This is a genomic window from Isoptericola sp. NPDC056134, assembly GCF_042264825.1.
Classification (GTDB): Bacteria; Actinomycetota; Actinomycetes; order Actinomycetales; family Cellulomonadaceae; genus Isoptericola; species Isoptericola nanjingensis.
Window position 1 is genome coordinate 18,662 of record NZ_JBHJVM010000017.1, and the last position, 22,107, is coordinate 40,768.

Genomic DNA, 22,107 nt, shown 5'->3' on the forward strand with positions numbered 1-22,107 from the left:
GTGTACGCAGCGCCGGGAGCGCTGCCGCACCGTCGTGCGGCAGCGCTCCCGTGACCAGCGGCGCAGTCCCCGCGCACCCGGCAAACTTCACCCGCTCGCCGTCTGGTTCAGGCGCGGTGCTCCCGGTAGTAGCGGATGAGCGCCTGCGTGGAGGAGTCCTGCGCGGCCAGGGCGGCGTCGTCGCCCGACACGGCGGGCGCGATCTCCAGCGCCAGCTTCTTGCCGAGCTCCACGCCCCACTGGTCGAAGCTGTCGATGCCCCACACCACGCCCTGCACGAAGGTGATGTGCTCGTACAGCGCGACGAGCTGACCGAGCACCGACGGCGTGAGCGCCGGCGCGACGATCGACGTCGTCGGCCGGTTCCCGGAGAAGACGCGGGCCGCGACGATCTCCTCGGGCGTGCCCTCGGCGCGCACCTCCTCCGCCGTCTTGCCGAAGGCGAGCGCCTTGGTCTGGGCGAAGAAGTTGGCGAGGAACAGCTCGTGCACGTCGGCGCCCGCGGCCACGGCCTTCCCGTCGCCCTCGTCGTCCTTGAGGGGGTACGCGGGGGTGGCGACGGCGATGAAGTCCGCCGGGATGAGGCGCGTGCCCTGATGGATGAGCTGGTAGAAGGCGTGCTGGCCGTTGGTGCCCGGCTCGCCCCAGAAGACCTCGCCGGTCTGGGTGGTGACGGGGGACCCGTCCCAACGCACCGACTTGCCGTTGGACTCCATGGTGAGCTGCTGCAGGTACGCCGGGAAGCGGTGCAGCTGCTGCGCGTACGGCAGGACGGCGTGCGTGTGGGCGCCGAGGAAGTTGCCGTACCAGACGTTCAGCATGCCCATGAGGACGGGCACGTTCGCCTCGAACGGCGTGCTGCGGAAGTGCTCGTCGACGGCGCGGAAGCCGGCCAGCAGGTCGCGGAAGACGTCGGGGCCGAACGCGATCGCCAGCGACGTGCCGATGGCGGAGTCGACCGAGTAGCGGCCGCCCACCCAGTCCCAGAAGCCGAACGCGTTGGCCGGGTCGATGCCGAAGTCGGCCACCTTGTCGAGGGCGGTCGAGACGGCCACGAAGTGCGCCTTGACGGCGGCCTGCTTCGCGTCCGGGTCGTCCTCGATGACGCCCGCCGCGATGAGGCTCTCCCACAGCCAGGCCCGGGCGAGCCGCGCGTTGGTGAGCGTCTCCAGGGTGCCGAACGTCTTGGACGCCACGACGAACAGCGTGGTCTCCGGGTCGAGGTCCGCCGTCTTCTGCGCGACGTCGGTGGGGTCGATGTTCGAGACGAACCTGGCCTCGATGGCGTCCCTGCCGGTGCGGCCGTACGGCTTGAGCGCCTCATAGACCATGACCGGCCCGAGGTCGGAGCCGCCGATGCCGATGTTGACCACCGTGCGCACCGGCTTGCCCGTGATGCCCGACCACGACCCGTCGCGGACCTGGTCGGCGAACGCGCTCAGCTTGTCGAGCTCGGCCTGGACGTCGGCGTCGACGTCCTGCCCGTCCACGACCAGCGGCGGCTGCGTGCCGGGTGCGCGGCGCAGCGCCGTGTGCAGGACGGCGCGGTCCTCCGTGACGTTGATGTGCTCGCCGGTGAACATCGCCTCGATGCGCTCGGGCAGGTGCACCTCGTGCGCGAGGCGGACCAGCAGGTCCAGCGTCTCGTCCGTGGCGAGGTTCTTCGAGAGGTCCACGTGCAGGTCGCCCGCGACGTGGGTCATGCGCGCGGCGCGGCCGGGGTCGGCGGCGAACCAGCCGCGCAGGTCGCCCCGGAACTCCTGGTAGTGGGCGTACAGGTCGCCCCAGGAGGTCGTGGTGGTGGGATCGACGGGGGAGGAGGTCATGGGCCCCACGGTACTGACCGCCCCGCCCGGTTGCGCGGCCTGTTCACGCTGCCAGGATGACGACTGCCGGGGACGGACCCGGCCTGGCGCAACGGAGGCACGCATGGCGAATTTCACGGTCTGGAAGTTCGACGACCCGGGTGCGGCCGACCGCGCCTTCAAGGCCGTCAAGGGCGGCGAGGCGGACGGTCTGGTGAAGGTCGTCGACCACGCTGTGGTGAGCTGGCCGGAAGGCGCGAAGAAGCCCGACACGCACGGCTCGCACGACGACACCGCCAAGGCCTCGGGCTGGGGGGCCGTGTGGGGCCTGCTGCTCGGGGCGCTGTTCTTCCTGCCGGTCCTGGGGGCCGCCGCCGGGGCGGCGATCGCCGGCATCACCCGGTCGCTGTCCGACGTCGGGATCACCGCGAAGGACATCGAGCAGATGAAGAAGGAGATCGTGCCCGGCACGTCCGCCCTCTTCATCGTGACCGAGCCGATCGACCCCGACCGGCTGGGGGAGCGGCTGCACGGCGTCAACGCGACGCTGGTCAGCACCAACCTCACCGACGCGGAACGCCGGAACCTGCTGGAGGCGTTCGGGCAGTGACCCCGGGCGGCCCCGACGCCGCCCGCACGACGAGCCCGCCGCGCCTCTCGGGGCCGGCGGGCTCGTCCGTGCCGTCGGGGCCCCGCGTCAGGCGGGCTGCCAGCGGCCGCCCCACCGCCGGGTGAGCGTGCCGCCGAAGGTGTCGGCCAGCGCGTCGACGCGGTCGTGGACGGCGTCCGCCACGCGGTGCGCGGCGGCGTCGTCCTCCGCGGTGAAGCGGACCGTGAGACGTGCCCGGCCCCGCACGACGCCGACGTCGTACGCCTCGACGGTGACGAGCTCGCGCGCCGCGTCCGCCGCGGCGGGCAGCACGTCGGCGGGGTCCACCCCGGGCTGCAGCAGGCCGACGGCGAGGCTCACGCGGTAGGAGGGCACCCGGCGATCCTGCCACCCTCACGGGACAGCGCCTCCGACCAGCACCGTCCCGTCACAGGTCGCCCCGGTCCCGGACACCTGCGCCCCCGTAGACTCGCCGCCGTGACTGCCGACCCCTCGACAGACCCCGTGCCCATGCTCTCCACCGGCCAGGACTCCGCCCCTCGGGGCGGCGTCGCCCTGGAGATCGCCGTGCAGGACGTCGCGGGCGCGCGCGACGCGGTGGCGGGCGGCGCGGACCGCCTCGAGCTGTGCGCCGCCCTCGCTGGCACGGGCGGGCTCACCCCGTCCCTCGGCATGGTCGCCGCCGTCGCCGACGCGCTGCGCGGCTCGGGCGTCGGCGTGCACGTGCTGGTACGCCCGCGGGCAGGGGGCTTCGTCTTCGCGGCCGACGAGGTCGACGTGCAGGTGCGCGACGTACGCGCGGTGCTGGACGCCGGCGCGGACGGCGTCGTCGTCGGCGCCACGACCGCGGACGGCGCGCTCGACGCCGTGGCGCTCGCGGCGTTCGTGGACGCGGCCGGCGGCGCGGACGTCACGTTCCACCGCGCGATCGACCAGGTGCCAGGCCCGGTCGCCGTCCTCGACGTCCTCGCGCGCGCGGGCGTGCACCGCGTCCTCACCTCGGGCGGCGCCCCGCGGGCCGGCGAGGCCCTCGATGTCCTGGCGGCGCTCGCGACGCGCGGCCGCGAGCTCGGCGTCGAGGTCATGGCCGGCGGCGGCGTCCGCCTGGACGACGTCCCCGCCCTCGTCGGCGCGGGCGTGCACGCCGTCCACCTCTCGGCCAAGCGCACCTTGGTCGCCGACGGCGGCCCCGGGGGCGGGGGCAGCAGCGGCTACGACGTCACCGACCCCGAGGTCGTGGCCGCGACCCGTGCCGCCCTCGACGCCGCGCTCGCGGCGACGCCCGACGCCGGGGCGGGCGCGTGACCGGCGTCGTGCACGCCGCCGCCGTCGCAGCCTCGGCGACGGACCCGTCCGCCGAGTACGACGGGTTCATCGGCTGGGTGCTGGGCCTCATGACCACGCTCGGCGAGATCGGCGTCGGCGCCGCCGTCCTCATCGAGACGTTCGTGCCGCCCATCCCGTCCGAGGCCGTGCTGCCGGCGGCCGGCTTCCTCGCCTACGACGGGCAGATGAACGCCTGGCTGGCGATCCTCGCCGCCACGGTCGGCGCCGTGCTCGGCGCCTGGGTCTGGTGGTACCTGGGCCGGTTGCTCGGGCGCGACCGCACCCGCGCGATCGTCGACGCCATCCCCCTGATGGACGGCTCCGACTTCGACAAGGCCGAGGCGTTCTTCGCGAAGTGGGGGCGCGTCGCGGTCCTCGTGGGGCGCTGCGTGCCGCTCGTGCGCAGCTTCATCTCGATCCCCGCGGGCATCGAGCGCATGCCGTTCTGGTCGTTCACGCTGTACACGGCCATCGGATCCGGCGTGTGGAACGCCATCTGGGTGGGCCTCGGCTACGCCTTCGGCCCCGCCATCGAGCCGGTCCTGGCGCAGTGGAGCGGCATCATCTCGAACGCCGTGCTCGTCGTCATCGGGCTGCTCGTGCTGTGGTTCGTCGTGGTGCGGCTGCGGCAGCGCTACCTCGCCCGGCGCGGTCCGCGCGAGCCCGAGCGCCGGCACGGACGCGCCCGCTGACGGCGCCGAGGCAGGACGGGTACTACCTCGCGGGATCTCGTACTACCTCGGCAGTGCGGGTACTACCTCGCGGGATCTCGTACTACCTCGGCAGTGCGGGTACTACCTCGCGGGATCTCGTACTACCTCGGCAGTGCGGGTACTACCTCGGCGGGGGCGCCGTGGAGGCACGGACGACGAGTGACGTGGGCAGGCGCAGGTGCCGCTCGCGGGCGGTGCCCTCGAGGAGGTCGAGCACCATGCGGAGCGCCTCGGCGCCCATGCGGTGCAGGGGCTGCGCGACGGTGGTGAGCGGGGGAGCGCTGCCCCAGGACTCGGGGATGTTGTCGAAGCCGACGACGGACAGGTCCTCGGGGACACGCAGGCCGAGCTCGGCGGCGACCTCCAGCACGTGGATGGCGGACAGGTCGTTCGCGGCGAACACCGCGGTGGGCCGGTCCGGCCGGTCGAGCAGGGTGCGCACGGGCGCGTCGGCGAGGTCCGGCCGGTAGCCGCCCACCTTGATGAGCAGGGGGTCGACGGCGATGCCGGCGCCCTCGAGCGCCTGCCGGTAGCCGAGCTCGCGCAGGCGGGCGGACTCGAGGTCGGCGCGGCCGCCCAGGTGCGCGATCCGCCGGTGGCCGAGGTCGATGAGGTGCTCGACGGCCTCGCGCGCGCCGGTCGTGTTGTCGGAGTCGACGGTGGGCGTGCCCTCGGGCCCGGTGTGCGGGTCGACGGCGACCACGGGCACGGGGGAGTCCGCCGACATCACCATGGTGGGCGTCACGACGATCGCCGCGTCGACCAGGGTGCCGGCCAGCCGCGACAGCGACCGTCGCTCCCAGCCCGTGCGCGCACCGCCGTCGGTGCGGCCGGCGTAGGCGAGGAGCTCGTAGCCGGTGCCGTCGACGGCGGCCGAGATGCCCTTGAGCAGCTCGGTGGAGTACGGCTCGAACTCCGCGACGAGCACGCCGATGACGTTGGTGCTGGTGCGGCGCAGGCTGCGGGCCACCAGGGAGGACTCGTAGCCGAGCTCCTCGACGACGGCGAGCACCCGCTCGGACGTGCCGGCGGCCACGCCGTACCGGTTGTTGACGACCTTCGACACGGTGGCGACCGAGACGCCGGCGACGCGGGCGACGTCCGAGATGGTGACGCGCCCGGCGACGGGCGCGGAGGGACCCCTGGACGGGTCGGCGGCGGTGCTCACGAGTCGACAGTATGCGCCATGAGGGCGGCGGTCACGCGGCGTCGTCCGGCGTCGGGGGCGACGACGGGTGAGGTTTCGAAATCGTTATCGACAACGATTGACGGTCGCGCTGTCCGCCTGCCACTCTCGTGTCAGGCACAACACCTACCTCGCGGCAGCGTCGCTGCCGTGCCCGTCGACGAGGACAAGGGATCGATGATGACGAGGACGAGGTTCATGCGAGGCGCCACCGCGGTCGCGCTCGGGACCACCGTGGCGCTCCTGGGCGCCGCCTGCGCGGGCCAGGGCACCGGCTCGCAGGGCGACGACGACGGCAGCAGCGCCGACGCCAGCACCATCACGTGGTGGCACAACTCCAACACCGGTGAGGGCAAGGAGTACTACGACAAGGTCGCCGCCGACTTCGAGAAGGACCACCCCGGCACGACCGTCGAGGTCAGCGCCATGGCCCACGAGGACATGCTCACCAAGCTCGACGCCGCCTTCCAGGCGGGCGACGCGCCCGACGTGTTCATGGAGCGAGGTGGCGGCGAGCTCGCCGACCACGTCGAGGCCGGGCTGCTCAAGGACCTGTCGGAGCCGGCCGCCGACACGATCAGCACCATCGAGCCGTACATGTCCGGCTTCCAGGTGGACGGCGCGTCGTACGCGCTGCCGTTCTCCATGGGCGTCGTCGGCTTCTGGTACAACAAGTCGCTGTTCGAGAAGGCGGGGATCACCGAGACCCCGACCACGATGGACGAGCTGTACGCCGCGTTCGACAAGCTGCAGGCCGCGGGCATCACGCCGGCCTCGGTCGGTGCGGGCGACAAGTGGCCCGCCGCGCACTACTGGTACTACAACGTGATCCGCCAGTGCTCGGCAGACACCCTCGACACCGCGGTCACCTCGGTCGACTACTCCGACCCGTGCTTCGTCAAGGCGGGCGAGACGCTCGACGAGCTGCTCGCCACGGAGCCGTTCAACAAGGGCTTCCTCACCACCCCGGCCCAGACCGGCGCGACGTCGGCGTCCGGCCTGCTCGCCTCGGGCAAGGTCGCGATGGAGCTGGCCGGCCACTGGGAGCCCGGCGTCATGCAGGGGCTCACGGAGGACGGGTCCGGCCTCGGCGAGGACACGGGCTGGTTCCCCTACCCCTCGATCGACGGCCAGCAGGGCACCGACGGCGCCCAGATGGGCGGCGGCGACGCCTGGGCCGTGTCGAAGGACGCGCCCGACGTCGCGGTCGACTTCGCGCAGTACCTCCTGAGCGACGAGGTCCAGCAGGGCTTCGCGGAGCTCGACATGGGCCTGCCGACCAACCCGACGGCCTCGGAGAAGGTCTCCGACCCCGCCCTGGCGGAGCTGCTGGAGGTGCGTGACAGCGCCCCGGAGATCCAGCTCTACCTCGACACGCTGCTCGGCGCGTCCGTGGGTGGCGCGATGAACGACGCGATCGCCCTGCAGTTCGCCGGCAAGGCGACCCCGCAGGACGTCGTCGACGCGGTGCAGTCCGCCGCGGAAGCGGACCAGTGACCGCACGATGACGGACACCGCAGTCCGGTCCGCCGACCGTGCCCCGGCACGGTCGGCGGACCGCCGTCCGGAGCGCCGCGGCAGGTCCGCCGTGTGGCGCAAGCGGGCGGAGATCGCCCTGTTCGTGACGCCGGCGCTCGCGCTGCTCGTCGCGTTCGTCGTCGTCCCCGTGGCCACCGCCGTGCAGATGTCGCTGTACAGGTGGAAGGGCTTCGGGCCGATGGTCGACTTCGTCGGCCTGCGCAACTACGTGTCGGTGCTGACCAACGAGGTCTTCACGGACGCCGTCGTGCACAACCTCGTCATCGTGGTGGGCTCGATCCTGCTGCAGCTCCCGCTCGGGCTCGCGATCGCGCTGCTGCTCAACCGCAAGATGTGGGGCCAGGGCCTGCTGCGCACGATCATCTTCGTGCCGTACGTGCTGGCGGAGGTCATCGCCGGCGTCGTGTGGTTCCAGCTGCTGCAGCCGGAGTACGGCGTCATCGACACGATGCTCGCCGCCGTCGGCCTGCACGGGCCGGAGCAGGGCTTCCTCGGCACGCCCGAGTACGCGCTGGGGACCGTGCTCGTGGTGCTCACCTGGAAGTACCTCGGCCTCGCCGTGATCCTGTTCCTCGCGGGGCTGCAGGGAGTGCCCGACGAGCTCTACGAGGCCGCCCAGCTCGACGGCGCCTCCTGGTGGCAGGTGCAGCGGCGCATCACCATCCCGCTGCTCGGCCCGACCATGCGGACCTGGGGCTTCCTGTCGATGATCGGCTCGCTCCAGCTCTTCGACATGGTGTGGATCCTCACCGGCGGCGGGCCCGCGAACGCCACGACGACCATGGCGACGTTCCTCGTCAACGAGGGCACCAAGCGGCAGAACTTCGGCATCGCCGGCGCCGCCTCCGTGGTGCTGTTCGTCATCGCGCTGGTGCTCGCGCTCGCGTACCAGAAGTTCATCCTGAGCCGCGACAGCAAGGAGGGCGGCCGATGAGCGCCGTGACGACCCCCGCCCGCACCTCCGGCCCTGCCCCCGCCCGCAGCGGCCGCAGGACGACCTTCTCCGGCGGGAACCCGCTGGTCTACGCGATCGCGCTGGTCGTGGTGGCGGTGACCCTCGGGCCGGTGCTGTACGGCGTGCTCGGTGGGTTCCGCACGAACGCCCAGCTCGCGGAGGACCCGGCCGGCCTGCCCAGCCCGTGGGTGTGGGACAACTACGCCGGCGTGCTCTCGGCCGGCTCGCCGTTCTGGGGCTACTTCCTCAACTCCACGATCATCGCCGTCGTCACGACCGCCGTCGTCGTGGTGTTCGGCATCATGGCCGCCTACCCCCTCGCGCGGTACCGCTTCAAGGGGCGCGAGGCGCTGTTCATGGTGTTCGTGATCGGGCTGCTGTTCCCCGCGACCGTGGCGATCATCCCGCTGTTCATCCTGATCACGCAGAACTACCACATGGGCAACACCTGGTGGGGGGTGGCGCTGCCGCAGGCGGCGTTCGCGCTGCCGATGACGGTCGTCATCCTGCGCCCGTTCCTCCAGGCGCTGCCCACCGAGCTCGAGGAGGCGGCGCAGCTCGACGGCGCCAGCCGCGTCGGGTTCTTCTGGCGGATCCTGCTGCCCCTGTCCGGGCCGGGGATGGTGACCGTCGGCGTGCTCGCGTTCGTCGGCTCCTGGAACGCCTACCTCCTGCCCCTGCTGCTGCTGCAGGGCGACATGCGGACGCTGCCCCTCGGCGTCGCCGACTTCTCCTCGGAGCACTCGGCCGACACCGCGGGCGTGTTCGCCTTCACGACGCTGGCGATGATCCCTGCGCTGGTGTTCTTCCTCGCGATGCAGAAGCGCATCGTGAACGGCCTGCAGGGAGCCGTGAAGGGATGACCCAAGGAGAGCACGTGACCCACCCTGTCCCCACGGCGCCGGAGCTGCCGGCGCTGCCCGTGGTGTCCGAGCGCGTGACCGCGCTGCACGCCCGCATGACCCTGGAGGAGAAGCTCGCGCAGCTGGTCGGCTACTGGCTCGACCAGGGCGGCGACGTCGTCGCCCCCATGCAGGGCGAGATGGCCGCCGGCGACGGCGGCCGCCTCGAGGAGGTCACCCGGCACGGCATCGGCCACTACACCCGGGTCTACGGCACGCGGCCGGTCGACCCGGCGGAGCGCGCCGCCTGGCTGTGGGCGGAGCAGCAGCGGCTCCGGCGCGAGACGCGGCTCGGCATCCCCGCCCTCGTGCACGAGGAGTGCCTCACGGGCCTGTCCGCGTGGAAGGCGGCGACGTTCCCCACGCCGCTCGCCTGGGGTGCGTCGTTCGACCCCGACCTCGTGGCCGAGATGGGCGACGTCATCGGGCGGTCCATGCGGGAGCTCGGCATCCACCAGGGCCTCGCACCTGTGCTCGACGTCGTGCGGGACCCCCGCTGGGGCCGCGTCGACGAGTGCATCGGCGAGGACCCGTACCTCGTCGGCACGGTCGGCACCGCGTACGTGCGGGGCCTGCAGGACGCCGGCGTGCACGCGACGCTCAAGCACTTCGTCGGGTACTCGGCGTCGCGCGCCGGGCGCAACCACGCGCCCGTCTCGGCGGGCCCGCGCGAGATGGCCGACGTCTTCCTCCCGCCGTTCGAGATGGCGGTGCGCGACGGCGGCGTGCGGTCGGTCATGGCGTCGTACGTCGACGTCGACGGCGTGCCGATGCACGCCAGCCCGGAGCACCTCACCGGGATCCTGCGCGACGAGTGGGGCTTCGACGGCACCGTCGTCGCGGACTACTTCGGCGTCGCGTTCCTCGAGGTGATGCACCGGGTGGCCGCCGACCGCGGCGAGGCGGCGGCGCAGGCGCTCGCGGCCGGCCTGGACGTCGAGCTGCCGTCGGGTGACGCGTACCTCGAGCCGCTCGCGGACGTCGTCCGTGCGGGCGGCCTGGACGAGCGGTACGTGGACCGCGCCGTGCTGCGCGCCCTCGCGCAGAAGGAGGAGCTCGGCCTGCTCGACGACGACGCCTTCGCCGGCGAGCCGCCCGCCGTGGTCGACCTGGACTCGCCCGCCCACCGCGACGTGGCGCGCCGCCTGGCGGAGGAGTCGCTCGTGCTCCTCGGCAACGACGGCGTGCTGCCGCTGACCGGGTGGAGCGCCGCACCGTCGCGCGTCGCCGTCGTCGGCCCCAACGCGCACCGCAGCGACGCGCTCATGGGCTGCTACTCGTTCGCCAACCACGTGCTGGCGCACCACCCCGAGGTGCCGAAGGGCTTCCACATCCCCACCGTGTTCGAGTCGCTCGGCGGCGCGTTCCGCACCGCGGGCCTGCCGCAGCCCGAGCTCGTGCACGCCGCGGGCTGCGACGTCGAGGGCGAGGACACGTCCGGCTTTGCCGAGGCGGTCGCCGCCGCGTCGTCGGCGGACGTCGCCGTCGTCGTCGTGGGGGACCACGCGGGCCTGTTCGGCCGCGGCACCGTGGGCGAGGGCAACGACGCGGAGTCGCTGGAGCTGCCCGGCGTGCAGCGCGGGCTCGTCGAGGCCGTGCTCGCCACCGGCACCCCCGTCGTCATGGTGGTGCTCAGCGGCCGGCCGTACGCGATCGACTGGGCGCTCGACGTCGCCGGGGACTCCGACGACCGGCGCCCGGGCGCGGTGCTCCAGGCGTTCTTCCCCGGCGAGGAGGGCGGCACGGCCGTCGCCGCGGCGATCGCCGGCGCGGTGAACCCGTCGGGCCGCCTGCCGGTGTCGCTGCCGCGGTCGGCCGGGGCGCAGCCGTACTCGTACCTGCACCCCGTGCTCGGCGGGCCGTCCGACGTGACGTCCACGGACTCGACGCCGCTGCGGCCGTTCGGCTTCGGCCTGTCGTACACGACGTTCGCGTACACCGACCTGGCCGTCGACGGCGAGGTCGCCGCGGGCGGCAGCTTCGCCGCCGCCGTCCGGGTGACCAACACCGGGACCGTCGCCGGGTCGGACGTCGTGCAGCTCTACGGGCGCGACGTCATCGGGTCGGTGACCCGGCCCGTCGCGCAGCTGCTCGGGTACCGCCGCGTCGCGCTCGAGCCGGGGGAGTCCGTCGTCGTGACGTTCGACGTGCCGACGACGCGGCTCGCGTTCGCCGACCGCCGCCTCGTGCGCGTCGTCGAGCCGGGCGACGTCGAGGTGTGGGTGGGGTCGCACGTGGCCGCCACGCCCGACGCCGAGGCCGAGGACGTCCAGCACGCCACGGGCGGCGCCATCACCAGCGCCCGCCGCTCGGAGAAGCGCGACCTGCCGGGGACGGCGACGCCGCGCGCGACGCTCGTCGTCACCGGCGACACCTACGAGGTGACCGTCGCCGACCCGCGGGTGGTGACGTCCACCGTCGCGTGACCGGCAGGGCCGGGCCCGGGGTGACCCCTCGGGCCCGGCCTGTGCCTGCTCGGTCAGAGGTGTTGCGCCCGCCCCGTTGACCGGACGGCTCCCCTGGCCCGATGTCAGGAGTCCGCCAGCCAGCCGCGCCGGGCCGCCTGCACGCCGGCCTGGAACCGGCTGCTCGCCCCGAGGCGCGCCAGCAGCGCCGTGATGCGGCGGCGGGCCGTGGCCACGTGCACGTCCAGCTGGCGCGCCACGGCCTCGTCCTTGAGGCCCGCCGCCAGCATCGTCAGGAGCTCGCGCTCCTCGGTGGTGAGCGCGCCGTCCGGGTGCGGGGCGTCGCCCGGCGGTGCCACGACCGGCACCGCGTCCTCCCACAGGGCCTCGAAGAGCGGCACGAGGACGTGCGCGAGCACGCCGCCGCGCAGCACCAGGGCCGTGGTGGCGGCGTCGGCGGACGACGACGGCGGCAGCAGCGCGGTCTCGCGGTCCACGACCAGGAGCTTCGTAGGCAGCGTCGCGCGCACGCGGACGGTCATCCCTGCGCCCCCGAGCTCGAGGATCCCCTCGGCCCGCCCGGGCGTGTCGAGCCCGTCCTGGGAGACGATGCGCCGCGAGACGACGCCGCGGGCGAGCGCCTGGTCGACGTCGTCGTCCGCGCCGACGCTGAAGTGCGCGGACGAGGCGTCCGAGCGGCCGGTCCCGATCTGCACGTACGGCGGCGTGTCCAGCACGAGCACCTCGTGCCGCGCGGACATCACGAGGTGGGTCGTGAGACGCGCGATCTCGGGGGTGCCGACCACGAGGCTGGCGTCGCCGACGGGCAGGCGCGCGTCGGAGGGCCACAGCCCGTCGGCCAGGCCGTCGACCATCGCGTCCACCGTGCGCAGCTCGGCCTCCTGCTCCGCGAGCTCGGCCATCCGCCGCGTGACGACGGTCCGCAGGGCCGCGCGCGGGGCCACCGCCCCGAACGCCGTGAGGAAGCCGTCCGCGGCGAGCCGCGCCAGCCCGCGCTCCGTCCGGTCGAGGTCGAGACCCGACAGCGCGGCCAGCTCGCCCGACGCCGTCGCGCCGGTGCGGAGGGCCGCGCGGTACAGCCGCAGCATGTCGTCGTCCAGCCCGAGCCGGGACAGCTCGGGCGGGTCGGACCCGAGGTCGACGGGGGCGGTCCCGTCCTCGGTCGGCGGGCGGTCGGGCTCGGCGGTGGGCACGCCCGGAGTGTGCGGTCTGGCGACAGGGGAGACAAGCCGACACGTCGTCCCGCGCACGACCGCGGCCGGGCGCCCCCGTGGGGCACCCGGCCGCGGCCTGTCAGGAACGACAGGTCAGCACCTGCCGACCGGGCGGTCCCGCTTCACCAGGTTGGTGTGGCTGGTGGTGCCGTCCAACCACAGCACACGGGATCCCTCGTCGGCGGCGGCGAACATCTGCTCGCCGCGGCTGCAGGACACCCGCTGCGCGCCCTTCGTACCGTCGGCGGGCACCTGGAAGAGCTTCGGCAGCGTCGCGTTGGCCCACGTCGTCGCCGGCGGGATCGACGTGACCGTCACCGCGGTGCCGGACGCCGTCAGCGAGTAGGGGTAGAGCGCGCCGTCGGCCGCCTCCGGGGCCAGCGTCACCGGCGTGGAGCCGTCGAAGGACGCCTTGCGCACCGCGGCCTGCCCGGCGTCGGTGATGTCCGTGTCCTCGATCCAGACGACGCCGTCGTCGGTGACAGCGGTCTGCCCGATGCCCATCACCGTGGCGTTGTCCATCGGCATGAGGGTCTTGGTGCCGGCGACGGTGTCGAAGACCTCGACGCCGAGCTGCGGGCCGTCCACCGTGTACCAGAGCTTCGCGTAGGCGATCTTGCCGTCCTTGACCGAGGGCAGCGCCGTGGACACCGCGGGGGTGCCGGGGTCGACCAGGCCGGACGCGCCGGTCTTCAGGTTGACCCACCCGACGTGCTGGGTGCCGGTGGTGTAGTCGGTCACGGTGCGGACCGCGAGGTCGCCGTCGACGGCCAGGGACCCGACGGGGCCGTTGTGGCTGAAGACGACCCGCTTCGGCAGGCCACCGGCCACGGCACGCGACCAGATGTCGATCTGGGTGCCGGTGTACTCGGCCCAGACCACGGTGGTGCCGTCGGTGTCGGCGTACACGTTGAAGTTGCCGTTGTTGCCGCTCACGAGCTCCGGCCGGCCCTTGCCGTCGGTCCTGCCCACCCACACCGAGTACGGCATCGAGCCGTCCTCGTTGCTCCGCGAGACGGCGTACCTGCCGCCGCCGGCGCCGACCCCGGTGTCGCCGACGTTGACGTCCGCGATCAGGAGGTCGCTGTCGACGCCGAGCGTCTTCTCCCAGCCGGCCACGATGCCGTGCGCGTCGAAGGCACCGTTGACGATCTTCAGCTGCGCCTTGGTGGCGCCCAGCTCCTTTGCGGCGGCGACGACGGCCGCGCGGCCGTCGAGGAAGTCGTCGAGCGGGGTCATGTACGCGGACAGCGCACGGTAGACGATCTGGTCGGCGAGCTCGGAGCCGAGCCGTTCCCGGACGTCCCACAGGGAGCCCGAGAAGATCGTGGAGTTGAGGTGCACGCCGCCGTTGTCGCCGCTGATGCCGGCGCCGACGAAGTCGGCGAAGGTGGTGGCGCCGTCGTTCAGGTCGCGCAGCGCGCAGTCCCTCGGGGCGGCGGTCGTGCACAGGTCCTCGCCGAGGAGCGCGGCGTCCGGGTCGTCCATCGAGACGCCGCCCGCCTCGAGGTCGATCGCGTTGCCGAAGTAGTCGGCGACGGCCTCGTTCATCGCCCCGGACTGGCCCACGTACACGAGGTTCGCGGTGTGCTCGACGACCCCGTGGGTCATCTCGTGGCCGACGACGTCGGTGTCCGCCGAGAAGGTGCGGAAGTCGCCGCCGCCCTGGCCGTAGACCATCTTCTGGCCGTCCCAGAAGGCGTTGTTGTAGGGGCCGCCGTTCGAGGTGACGCCCACGATCGAGTTGATGAAACCGTCCCGCCCGTCGAGCCCGGCCCGGCCGAAGGTGTCCTTGTAGTAGTCGTAGACCTGGCCGGCCGCCCAGTGCGCGTCGACCATGCCGGAGTCGGTGAACTCCTGGCCGAGGTCTGCGGTGGCGCTCTCGCCGATCGTCGCCTGGCTGGGCCAGACGCCGGAGGCGTAGGCGGCCTCGGCGCCGTGGGCGTCGTAGGTCTTGATCAGCGGGCCCTCGAACGGCTTGTCCTCGGCCCGGCGGGTGTAGTCGAGCATCTGGAAGGGCTTGTCCGCGCCGGCCTGGTAGAGGCCGAGGTCGACCGTCTCGCCGTCGTAGCGGACGCCGGTCCCCACGACGGAGCCCGGCGTGGAGCTCACTGCCGCCTCCGGGGCCTCGGCGGTCGAGGCGGACCCTGCCGCCGCGGCGGCGGGGTCGCCGTCCGGCGCACCGAAGGTCTTGATCGCGCTGTACTGCAGCACCGGGAAGCCGCCGGCGCCGTCCACGTACACCTCCTGCCTGACCGGCATCCCGTCGGCGTCCACGCCGGTGACGGTGATGTGGCGGGTCAGCACGCCGTCCCCCTGCGGGAGGATGGCCACGCCCTGCGACTCGCCGCTGAACGACGTGAGGGTCTCGGGCGTGTCCTTGCGGAGCATGCCCCCGGGGGTGCCGGCGACGGCGGCGACCGCGCGCTGGACCGCGACCTTCTCCGAGACGGCCGGGGTCACGGTGTCCAGGTCCAGGTCGGTGTAGTACTTCCCCGACGTGCCGGTGACCGTGCGCCGGCCGCCGGACTTCTCCATCCGGACCACGTACTCGCCGCCGAGGACGTCGACGCCCTGGTACTGCTGCTGGAGGCGGACGACCTCCTGGCCGTCGGCGCTCTCGGTGCCGGCGGCCTTCAGGGTGGTGGCCGGGTCGGCGATGTGGAAGCGGGCCTTGCGGGACTTGAGGTAGCCCCGCGCGGCCGTGGCGGGGGTGGCCGACGCGTCGGCCTTCTCTTCCAGCCCGGTGACCAGCGCGGGCGTGTCCGTCGTGGTCTCGCCGCCCGGGGTCGGCGTGGTCGCGGTCGCCGCCGGAGACTGCTGCGCGGTGCCGGCCGTCTGCGCCGACGCGACGGAGGGCATCCCCGTCATGACGAGACCGGCGACGACGAGCGCCGTGAGGCCGTAGCCGGAGGCCCGCCGGCATCTCTGCCCGGTCCTCGGCGTGTCCGTCCCTGCCCGTGCCCTGTGCTCGTGCGCTGAGGTCGCCATCGGCGTCTCCTTCGTCCCAGGTGAACCAGCTCGACGGGTTCAGGGAACGTGCGGACCGGTATCACGGTCAACGATCTGCCGTGCCGACTAGTCGGCGTGCACAGATGTGAACGGGGGAGGCGAGCCTTCCGTGCGTGGCCGGGCACCCGCCAGGATGGGGCATGGCCAGCGTGCTGCACGTCGTCCGGTCCGTCGTCGCGCCGATCACCCGGACGCGCGCGTTCCGGGCCGTCGCCCCCGCCGCCCTGCCGCCCGTGGAGCGCGCGCTGGCGCGGCTCACGCGCGGGCGGTTCCAGCTCTCCGCCGTGCTGGTGCCCTCGCTGGTGCTGCACGCCGTCGGGGCCCGGTCGGGCGAGCCGCGCGACACGTACCTCATGTACACACCGGTGGGCCGGGGGAGGCTCGTGGTCGCCGGCACGTCGTTCGCGCGCGACCGGCACCCTGCGTGGACGTACAACCTGCTCGCGCACCCGGACGCCGCCGTCAGCGTCCGCGGCCGGCGCTTCGATGTCCGCGCGACGCCTGTCACCGACGACGGCGACCGGGACGCGCTGTGGGCGCGCATCGAGGCGCAGTGGCCGGGGTACCGCGCCTACGAGCGGGAGTCCGGGCGGGTGGTGCGGCTGTTCGTGCTCGAGCGGGCGGACGCGGGCGACCGCTGATTCGTCCATGTCGTCCGCCGGATCGGACATTCCCCGCCCCTGCGCGGGGTCCCTACCGTGATCGTCAGGCCGCTCGAGGACGAGGGGGCGACGCCACGGCGGCGTCGCGGTCCTCGTGCCTCGGTCGCATCGCACGACTGACCAGCACGACACCCGATCACCGGAAGGCCGCGCCGTGCCCCACCCCGCGTCGAAGGTGCCCTCGCACCTCCCCACCCGCCTGGCGATCAGCCTGTGGGACTTCACCTGGTACACCCAGACCACCCCGGGTGAGGCGTTCGCCGACCTCGACGCCGCGTTCGGGCAGGCCGTCGAGCGGGGCTACAACACCGTGCGCATCTGCGCGATGCCGTTCCTCCTCTTCGGCGAGCACCGCATCGACACCTCCGCGCTGCGCCTCACGAGCATGGGCGGCGACGTCGGGGTCCGGACGCGGTGGTACGACGCCGCCGGCGGGGCCGTCCTGGACGGGCGGGCCCGTCTCCTGGAGCTCTTCCGGGCGGCGGAGCGCCACGGCTGCTACGTCATCCTGTCGTCCTGGGAGTACCAGCAGAGCCCGGCATTCCTCGAGGGGCCGGAGTGGTACGAGGCCCTCATGGCGGTGGATCCCGACGACCGTCACCGCGTCATGGCCGACGCCATGTCCGACCTCGTGCAGTTCCTCAAGGACCACGGCCTGGCCGAGCGCATCGCCTACGCGGAGCTGCACAACGAGGTCGACCTGAGCCGCCTCTCCCTGGCGGGCGGTGGCGGCCCGTCCGACGTCTACTGGCCGCAGCGCCCGTTCGTGGAGTCTGCGGTCACCCGCATGCAGCAGCGCCACCCCGACATCCTGGCCACGAGCTGCTACGGCATCCCGCCGCACCTCGACATCGCCGCCGTCCCCGACAACGGCGAGGTCGCCCACTTCCACGTCTACGTCTACGGCGTGCTCGGCGCGCTCGAGAAGTGGGCGGGGGTGCGCTCGACGGAGGGCTTCCCCTCCCCGGAGCTGCGGTCCCTGCTGCGCGACGACGCCCCCGACGTGGCGTCGTACGAGGGCAAGGTCGACCCCTGGCGTCTGTCCGCCACCGGCGTCTCCGCGAGCATGTTCTACAGCCACGACTGGATGGACACCGCACGCTGGGACCGGTGGCTGTACGAGAACTACGGTCAGTGGCGCGAGGCCATGAGCACCGCGGTCGACGAGCGGCTCGACGTGCTGGCGCGCCACGCGCAGCGCACGAGCACCCCCCTCGTGATCGGCGAGGGCTGGGTCGGTTACACCCCGCTGCTCGCCGAGTTCGAGGACGGCCCCGTCGGGCAGGGTATCGCCGAACGAGCGATCACCCGGTGCATCGAGCTCGGCGCCTGGGGCGCCGTCCTCGGCTCCAACTCGGCGCCCCACCACCCCGGCTGGGACAACGTCGAGTGGCAGCGGCGCTGGAACCGCCGCCTGATCCAGGGGGACGCCTCCGCCTGAGGGGCGCTCGACCCTGCCGCGCCGGGGCCTCGGCCCTCCCGCCTAGCGGCCCCGGGCGCGATAGGTGGTCGGTGACGACCCGTGCACACGGGTGAACTGGCGCGAGAAGTACAGGGCGTCGTCGTACCCGCTGGCCTGCGCGACGGCTGTGACCGGGAGGTCCGTGCTGTCGAGGAGTTCTCGCGCCCGGGCCATCCGCAGCCCGGTCTGATAGCGCAGCGGCGAGGTGCCGACCTGTGCCCGGAACAGGCTGCCGAGCTGCGACGGGCTCAGCCCGACCATGGCCGCCAGCGACTCCACCGACGTCCGGCGCGGGGCGGTCGACCGTAGGTGCTCGACGGCGCGCTCGACGGGGTCCGGTGCGGGGCCCGGGGAACGGCGCCCCGTGGCCACGACCTGCGCGAGGGCGTGCCAGGCGGCCCCGCCGGCGCGCACCAGCCCGCCCGCCGTGCCGTCGTCGAGGGCGTCGATGGCCTGCGAGACGAGGCTCGCCACGGACGCCGGTTCGCGGAGGTGCGAGACCGGGCCCCCGGCGGCGTCGCGGGCGGCGCCGACGAGTTCGTCCGCGTCCCGCCCGGTCACGTGCAGCCACCAGAGCGTCCAGGGGTCGTCGTCCGCGGCGGCGTACTCGTGGGCCGCGCCGGCGGGCAGCAGGACGACGTCCCTCGGCCGGACGGCCGTCCGCCCGTCCGGCGTGCGGCACCACCCGGACCCGTCGGTGCAGACCAGCAGGACGTGCTGCCGCGCGCCCTCGGGCCGCGCGCGCCCGTGCCGAGCGGCGTGGGGGAAGAAGCCCGCGTCGGTGACGAGGAGGCGTCCGGTCACGGGGCGCGCGAGCGCCGCGCGCACCGTGGGCCGCGGTACGACGACCATGCGCTGACCCGCGAAGCCGTCCCGGAGCGCCGCAGCGGCGTCGACCGTCGTTTCGTCCATGTGCGCCAGGGAATCGCCCATCGTGCCGCGCGGTCAAGCGGCCTACGTTCGTCCCATGCCAGGAGAAGAGTCGCGGATCGTCCTGCCGGCCGTCCCGGACAGCCTCGCCGACCGGCCCGTGCGCGGGTGGCGCGAACCGGTGTCCATCGACACGTACGACATCGGCGAGCCGGACCGGTACCCGGCGTACCTGGACCAGCGGGTGTACCAGGGGTCGTCGGGGGCGGTGTACCCGATGCCGTTCGTGGACCGTGTCGAGCAGCAGAAGGCCCCGCGCGAGTGGGACGCGGTCCACCTGGAGAACGCGTTCGTGCGGCTCATGGTGCTGCCCGAGCTCGGCGGGCGCATCCACGTGGGCCTGGACCGCACGCGCGGCTACGACTTCTTCTACCGCAACGACGTCATCAAGCCCGCGCTGGTGGGGCTGCTCGGGCCGTGGCTCTCGGGCGGCGTCGAGCTCAACTGGCCGCAGCACCACCGCCCGGCCACCTTCCTGCCGACCGAGTCGTGGATCGAGGAGGAGCCCGACGGGGCGGTCACCGTCTGGTGCTCCGACCACGACCCGTTCGCGCGCATGCAGGGGATGCACGGGGTGCGGCTGCGCCCGGACAGCGCGCTCGTCGAGCTGCGCGTCCGTCTCGTCAACCGCACCGACGACGTGCAGACGTTCCTGTGGTGGGCCAACGTGGCCGCGGCGGTGCACGACGACTACCAGGCGTTCTTCCCCACGGACGTGACGGTCGTCGCCGACCACGCCAAGCGCGCCGTGACGACCTTCCCCGCGGCGTCGGACCGCTACTACGGCGTCGACTACCCGGCGCGGCGCACGCCCGAGCGGCCGGACGGCGACCGCCTGGACCGGTACCGCAACATCCCCGTGCCGACGTCGTACATGTGCCTGGGTTCGCAGGACGACTTCTTCGGCGGTTACGACCACGCGGCGGGCGCCGGGTTCGTGCACTGGGCGGACCACCGCGTCTCGCCCGGCAAGAAGATGTGGACGTGGGGGAACGCGCCGTTCGGCTGGGCGTGGGACCGGCACCTCACGGACACGGGCGGCCCGTACGTGGAGCTCATGGCGGGCGTCTTCACCGACAACCAGCCCGACTTCGCGTTCCTGCGCCCGGGCGAGACGACGGCCTTCTCGCAGTACTGGTACCCGATCCAGGACGTCGGCCCGGTGCACCAGGCGACGCGGGAGGCCGCCGTCCGGCTCGACGTCGAGGGCACGGCGGTCCGCGTCGGCGTCGCGGCGACGTCCCCGCGGCCCGGGGCGCGGGTCGTGCTGCGCGCCGGCGGCGAGGTGCTGCTGGACGAGCGGGCCGACGTCGCGCCCGGCGCGCCGCTGGTCCGCGAGCTGACGGGGCCCGCCGGCGTCGACCCCACCGCCTACGAGCTGGTCGTGGAGCACGCCGGCGTGACCCTCGTGGCCTGGCGTCCGCGGGCCGGCGCGGACCCCGACGCCCCCGCACCGGCACCAGCCACCGAGCCGCCCGCGCCGGCGGAGATCGGCTCCGTCGACGAGCTGTACGTCACCGGGCTGCACCTGGAGCAGTACCGGCACGCGACGCGCTCGCCGGAGCCGTACTGGGCGGAGGCGCTGCGCCGCGATCCCGGGGACGCGCGGTGCGCGACGGCGCTCGCGGCCCGGCGGGCGCGCGCCGGCCGGCTCGACGAGGCCGAGCGGCTGCTGCGCACCGCGACGGCGCGACTCACGGTGCGCAACCCCAACCCGCGCGACGGCGAGGCGCACTACCGGCTGGGCGTGGTCCTCGCCCGGCAGGGCCGGACTGCCGAGGCGCGCGAGGCGCTGGGGACGGCGTCGTGGGACCAGGCGTGGCGGGACGCCGCGGCCGTCGCCACGGCGCGCCTCGATCTCGCCGAGGGGCGCGACGCCGAGGCCGCGGAGGGGCTGGACGCGCTGCTGCGCCGCAGCCCCGAGCACGTGCAGGGGCGCAACCTCGCGGCGATCACCGCGCGGCGGGTCGGGGACGCGGACCGCGCCCGCGACCTGGTGCGCGGGACGCTCGCCGTCGACCCCCTCGACGCGTGGGCACGCGACCTCGGCGCCCGGCTCGGGCTCGCCGACCTGCCAGCCGGCCCGACCTCCGACTCGACGATCGCGCTCGACGTCGCGCTGGAGCACGCGTCGGCGGGCGAGGTCGAGGACGCCGTCGAGCTGCTGGAGGACGTCGCGACGCGCCCGTCCCCGCGCGGGCAGCGGGACGTTCGCGTGCTCGCGCTGCTGCACCGCGCCGACCTCGAGCTGGCCCGCGGCGACCGGGCGGCCGCGGCTGACGCGCTCGAGCGGGCCCGGCGCGCCCCGCGCGGCTGGGCGTTCCCGGCCGCCACGGACGACGACGCCCTCGCGCGGCTGCGCCGGGCCTGGCCGCAGGACCCGCTCGTCGCGGGGCTCGCCGGGCACCGCCTCTACGCGGCGGGCCGCCGCGAGGACGCGGTCGGGGCCTGGGAGGTCGCGGCGGCGGGCGACGGGACCGACCCCGTCGTGCTGCGGAACCTCGGCGTCGCGGCCTACAACGTGCGCGGGGACGCCGCGGCGGCGGCCGGCTGGTACGCCCGGGCGCGGGACCTCGCCCCCGACGACGCCCGCCTGCTGTACGAGGCGGACCAGCTCGAGGCGCGGCGGGGCACGGCCCCGGAGCGCCGGCTGGCGACGCTGCTCGACCGCCCCGACCTGGTCGGCGCCCGGGACGACCTGTCCGTGCAGCTCGCGGAGCTGCTCACCGCGCTCGGCCGCGCGGCGGAGGCGCTCGACGTCCTGGCCGGCCGGTCCTTCCAGCCGTGGGAGGGCGGGGAGGGGCGCGTGCTGGCGGCCTGGGACGCCGCGCACCTGGACCTCGGCCGCCAGGCCCTGGACGGCGGCGACGCCGCGGCCGGGCTGGGGCATGCCACCGCGGCCCTCACTCCGCCGCAGTCGCTCGGGGAGGCGCGCCACCCGCTCGCCAACACCGCCGACCTGCACCTGCTGCTCGGCGACGCGCTCGACGCGCTCTCCGTCGTCGACCCGTCGCGGGCCGACGAGGCCCGGGACGCCTGGCGCACCGCGGCCGACCAGCAGGGCGACTTCGAGGGCATGGCCGTCCAGGAGTTCTCCGAGCGGACGGGGGCCTCCGTGCTCGCGCTGCGCAGGCTCGGCCGCGACGACGAGGCGCGGCGGCTGCGCGACGGCCTCGCGCGGTACGTCCAGGAGGAGTCCGTCCGCCGGGCGACCGTCGACTACTTCGCGACGTCGCTGCCCGCCATGCTGCTGTTCGCCCACGACGTGCAGGACGACCACGACGACCGGGTCCGTGGCCTGCGGGACCAGCTCGCGGCCCTCGACCGGCACGTCGCCGCCACCGCCTCGGCCTGACCGGCCCCGC

At 74.1% G+C, this 22,107-nt stretch carries 16 protein-coding genes; 10 read left to right on the forward strand and 6 right to left on the reverse strand.

From position 1 onward, the window contains the following. Positions 1-107: 107 nt before the first annotated feature. Positions 108-1,826 (reverse strand): glucose-6-phosphate isomerase, encoded by a 1,719-nt coding sequence (gene pgi, locus ACFCZN_RS15780; RefSeq protein WP_430557364.1) that lies wholly within the window; start codon positions 1,824-1,826, stop codon positions 108-110. Between the two features lie 103 nt (positions 1,827-1,929). On the opposite strand from pgi, the gene ACFCZN_RS15785 reads away from it, so the two are divergent. Beyond that, positions 1,930-2,415: a DUF1269 domain-containing protein gene (locus tag ACFCZN_RS15785; protein WP_429766330.1), complete on the forward strand. Its 486-nt coding sequence runs from the start codon at positions 1,930-1,932 to the stop codon at positions 2,413-2,415. 87 nt (positions 2,416-2,502) lie between these two features. On the opposite strand, the gene ACFCZN_RS15790 is transcribed toward ACFCZN_RS15785, so the two are convergent. Further along, positions 2,503-2,790: a hypothetical protein gene (locus ACFCZN_RS15790; protein WP_429766331.1), complete on the reverse strand. Its 288-nt coding sequence runs from the start codon at positions 2,788-2,790 to the stop codon at positions 2,503-2,505. 135 nt (positions 2,791-2,925) lie between these two features. Here ACFCZN_RS15790 and ACFCZN_RS15795 point away from each other — a divergent pair, with 135 nt between their 5' ends. Together ACFCZN_RS15795 and ACFCZN_RS15800 are read left to right on the forward strand one after the other, a co-directional pair. Next, positions 2,926-3,720, forward strand: coding sequence for a copper homeostasis protein CutC (locus ACFCZN_RS15795; RefSeq protein ID WP_430557404.1), 795 nt, complete (start codon positions 2,926-2,928; stop codon positions 3,718-3,720). Next, complete coding sequence (locus ACFCZN_RS15800; RefSeq protein WP_430557365.1) at positions 3,717-4,433, forward strand: DedA family protein; 717 nt, start codon at positions 3,717-3,719, stop codon at positions 4,431-4,433. The genes ACFCZN_RS15795 and ACFCZN_RS15800 overlap by 4 nt, the downstream gene beginning before the upstream one ends. Positions 4,434-4,575: 142 nt before the next feature. Here the strand turns inward: ACFCZN_RS15800 and ACFCZN_RS15805 are convergent, their stop codons facing one another. Then, a complete protein-coding gene (locus ACFCZN_RS15805; RefSeq protein ID WP_429766335.1) occupies positions 4,576-5,622 on the reverse strand; it encodes a LacI family DNA-binding transcriptional regulator in 1,047 nt (348 codons plus the stop codon). Positions 5,623-5,838: 216 nt separating this feature from the next. Here ACFCZN_RS15805 and ACFCZN_RS15810 point away from each other — a divergent pair, with 216 nt between their 5' ends. From ACFCZN_RS15810 to ACFCZN_RS15825, 4 genes are all read left to right on the forward strand, one after another. Continuing rightward, positions 5,839-7,137, forward strand: coding sequence for an ABC transporter substrate-binding protein (locus ACFCZN_RS15810; RefSeq protein WP_430557366.1), 1,299 nt, complete (start codon positions 5,839-5,841; stop codon positions 7,135-7,137). A gap of 7 nt (positions 7,138-7,144) precedes the next feature. After that, positions 7,145-8,113 (forward strand): carbohydrate ABC transporter permease, encoded by a 969-nt coding sequence (locus tag ACFCZN_RS15815; RefSeq protein WP_430557367.1) that lies wholly within the window; start codon positions 7,145-7,147, stop codon positions 8,111-8,113. Beyond that, positions 8,110-8,997: a carbohydrate ABC transporter permease gene (locus tag ACFCZN_RS15820; RefSeq protein WP_430557368.1), complete on the forward strand. Its 888-nt coding sequence runs from the start codon at positions 8,110-8,112 to the stop codon at positions 8,995-8,997. The genes ACFCZN_RS15815 and ACFCZN_RS15820 overlap by 4 nt, the downstream gene beginning before the upstream one ends. 95 nt (positions 8,998-9,092) lie before the next feature. Beyond that, positions 9,093-11,462 (forward strand): beta-glucosidase family protein, encoded by a 2,370-nt coding sequence (locus ACFCZN_RS15825; RefSeq protein WP_429766817.1) that lies wholly within the window; start codon positions 9,093-9,095, stop codon positions 11,460-11,462. Positions 11,463-11,566: 104 nt separating this feature from the next. Here ACFCZN_RS15825 and ACFCZN_RS15830 read toward each other — a convergent pair whose 3' ends face one another. Together ACFCZN_RS15830 and ACFCZN_RS15835 are read right to left on the reverse strand one after the other, a co-directional pair. After that, positions 11,567-12,655: a LuxR C-terminal-related transcriptional regulator gene (locus ACFCZN_RS15830; protein ID WP_430557369.1), complete on the reverse strand. Its 1,089-nt coding sequence runs from the start codon at positions 12,653-12,655 to the stop codon at positions 11,567-11,569. Between the two features lie 114 nt (positions 12,656-12,769). Then, positions 12,770-15,667 carry a M4 family metallopeptidase gene (locus tag ACFCZN_RS15835; RefSeq protein ID WP_430557370.1) on the reverse strand — a complete coding sequence of 966 codons (2,898 nt, stop codon included), beginning with the start codon at positions 15,665-15,667 and terminating at the stop codon, positions 12,770-12,772. A 161-nt stretch (positions 15,668-15,828) separates the two neighbouring features. On the opposite strand from ACFCZN_RS15835, the gene ACFCZN_RS15840 reads away from it, so the two are divergent. Continuing rightward, on the forward strand, positions 15,829-16,329 hold the full coding sequence (locus ACFCZN_RS15840; protein ID WP_430557371.1) for a nitroreductase family deazaflavin-dependent oxidoreductase: 501 nt from the start codon (positions 15,829-15,831) through the stop codon (positions 16,327-16,329). A 175-nt stretch (positions 16,330-16,504) separates the two neighbouring features. Continuing rightward, positions 16,505-17,791, forward strand: coding sequence for a cellulase-like family protein (locus ACFCZN_RS15845; protein ID WP_430557372.1), 1,287 nt, complete (start codon positions 16,505-16,507; stop codon positions 17,789-17,791). Between the two features lie 42 nt (positions 17,792-17,833). On the opposite strand, the gene ACFCZN_RS15850 is transcribed toward ACFCZN_RS15845, so the two are convergent. Next, positions 17,834-18,724, reverse strand: a complete 891-nt coding sequence (locus ACFCZN_RS15850; protein ID WP_430557373.1) for an AraC family transcriptional regulator — start codon at positions 18,722-18,724, stop codon at positions 17,834-17,836. A gap of 55 nt (positions 18,725-18,779) precedes the next feature. Between ACFCZN_RS15850 and ACFCZN_RS15855 the strand changes: the two genes are divergently transcribed. After that, positions 18,780-22,097 carry a DUF5107 domain-containing protein gene (locus ACFCZN_RS15855; protein ID WP_430557374.1) on the forward strand — a complete coding sequence of 1,106 codons (3,318 nt, stop codon included), beginning with the start codon at positions 18,780-18,782 and terminating at the stop codon, positions 22,095-22,097. Positions 22,098-22,107 lie beyond the last annotated feature (10 nt).

Coding starts and splice junctions, on each gene's coding strand:
- ACFCZN_RS15835 (WP_430557370.1), bottom strand. CDS start 15,667: ATGGCGACCTCAGCGCACGAGCACAGGGCACGGGCAGGGACGGACACG.
- ACFCZN_RS15855 (WP_430557374.1), top strand. CDS start 18,780: ATGCCAGGAGAAGAGTCGCGGATCGTCCTGCCGGCCGTCCCGGACAGC.
- ACFCZN_RS15825 (WP_429766817.1), top strand. CDS start 9,093: ATGACCCTGGAGGAGAAGCTCGCGCAGCTGGTCGGCTACTGGCTCGAC.
- ACFCZN_RS15820 (WP_430557368.1), top strand. CDS start 8,110: ATGAGCGCCGTGACGACCCCCGCCCGCACCTCCGGCCCTGCCCCCGCC.
- ACFCZN_RS15810 (WP_430557366.1), top strand. CDS start 5,839: ATGCGAGGCGCCACCGCGGTCGCGCTCGGGACCACCGTGGCGCTCCTG.
- ACFCZN_RS15850 (WP_430557373.1), bottom strand. CDS start 18,724: ATGGACGAAACGACGGTCGACGCCGCTGCGGCGCTCCGGGACGGCTTC.
- ACFCZN_RS15840 (WP_430557371.1), top strand. CDS start 15,829: ATGGCCAGCGTGCTGCACGTCGTCCGGTCCGTCGTCGCGCCGATCACC.
- ACFCZN_RS15815 (WP_430557367.1), top strand. CDS start 7,145: ATGACGGACACCGCAGTCCGGTCCGCCGACCGTGCCCCGGCACGGTCG.
- ACFCZN_RS15785 (WP_429766330.1), top strand. CDS start 1,930: ATGGCGAATTTCACGGTCTGGAAGTTCGACGACCCGGGTGCGGCCGAC.
- ACFCZN_RS15795 (WP_430557404.1), top strand. CDS start 2,926: ATGCTCTCCACCGGCCAGGACTCCGCCCCTCGGGGCGGCGTCGCCCTG.
- pgi (WP_430557364.1), bottom strand. CDS start 1,826: ATGACCTCCTCCCCCGTCGATCCCACCACCACGACCTCCTGGGGCGAC.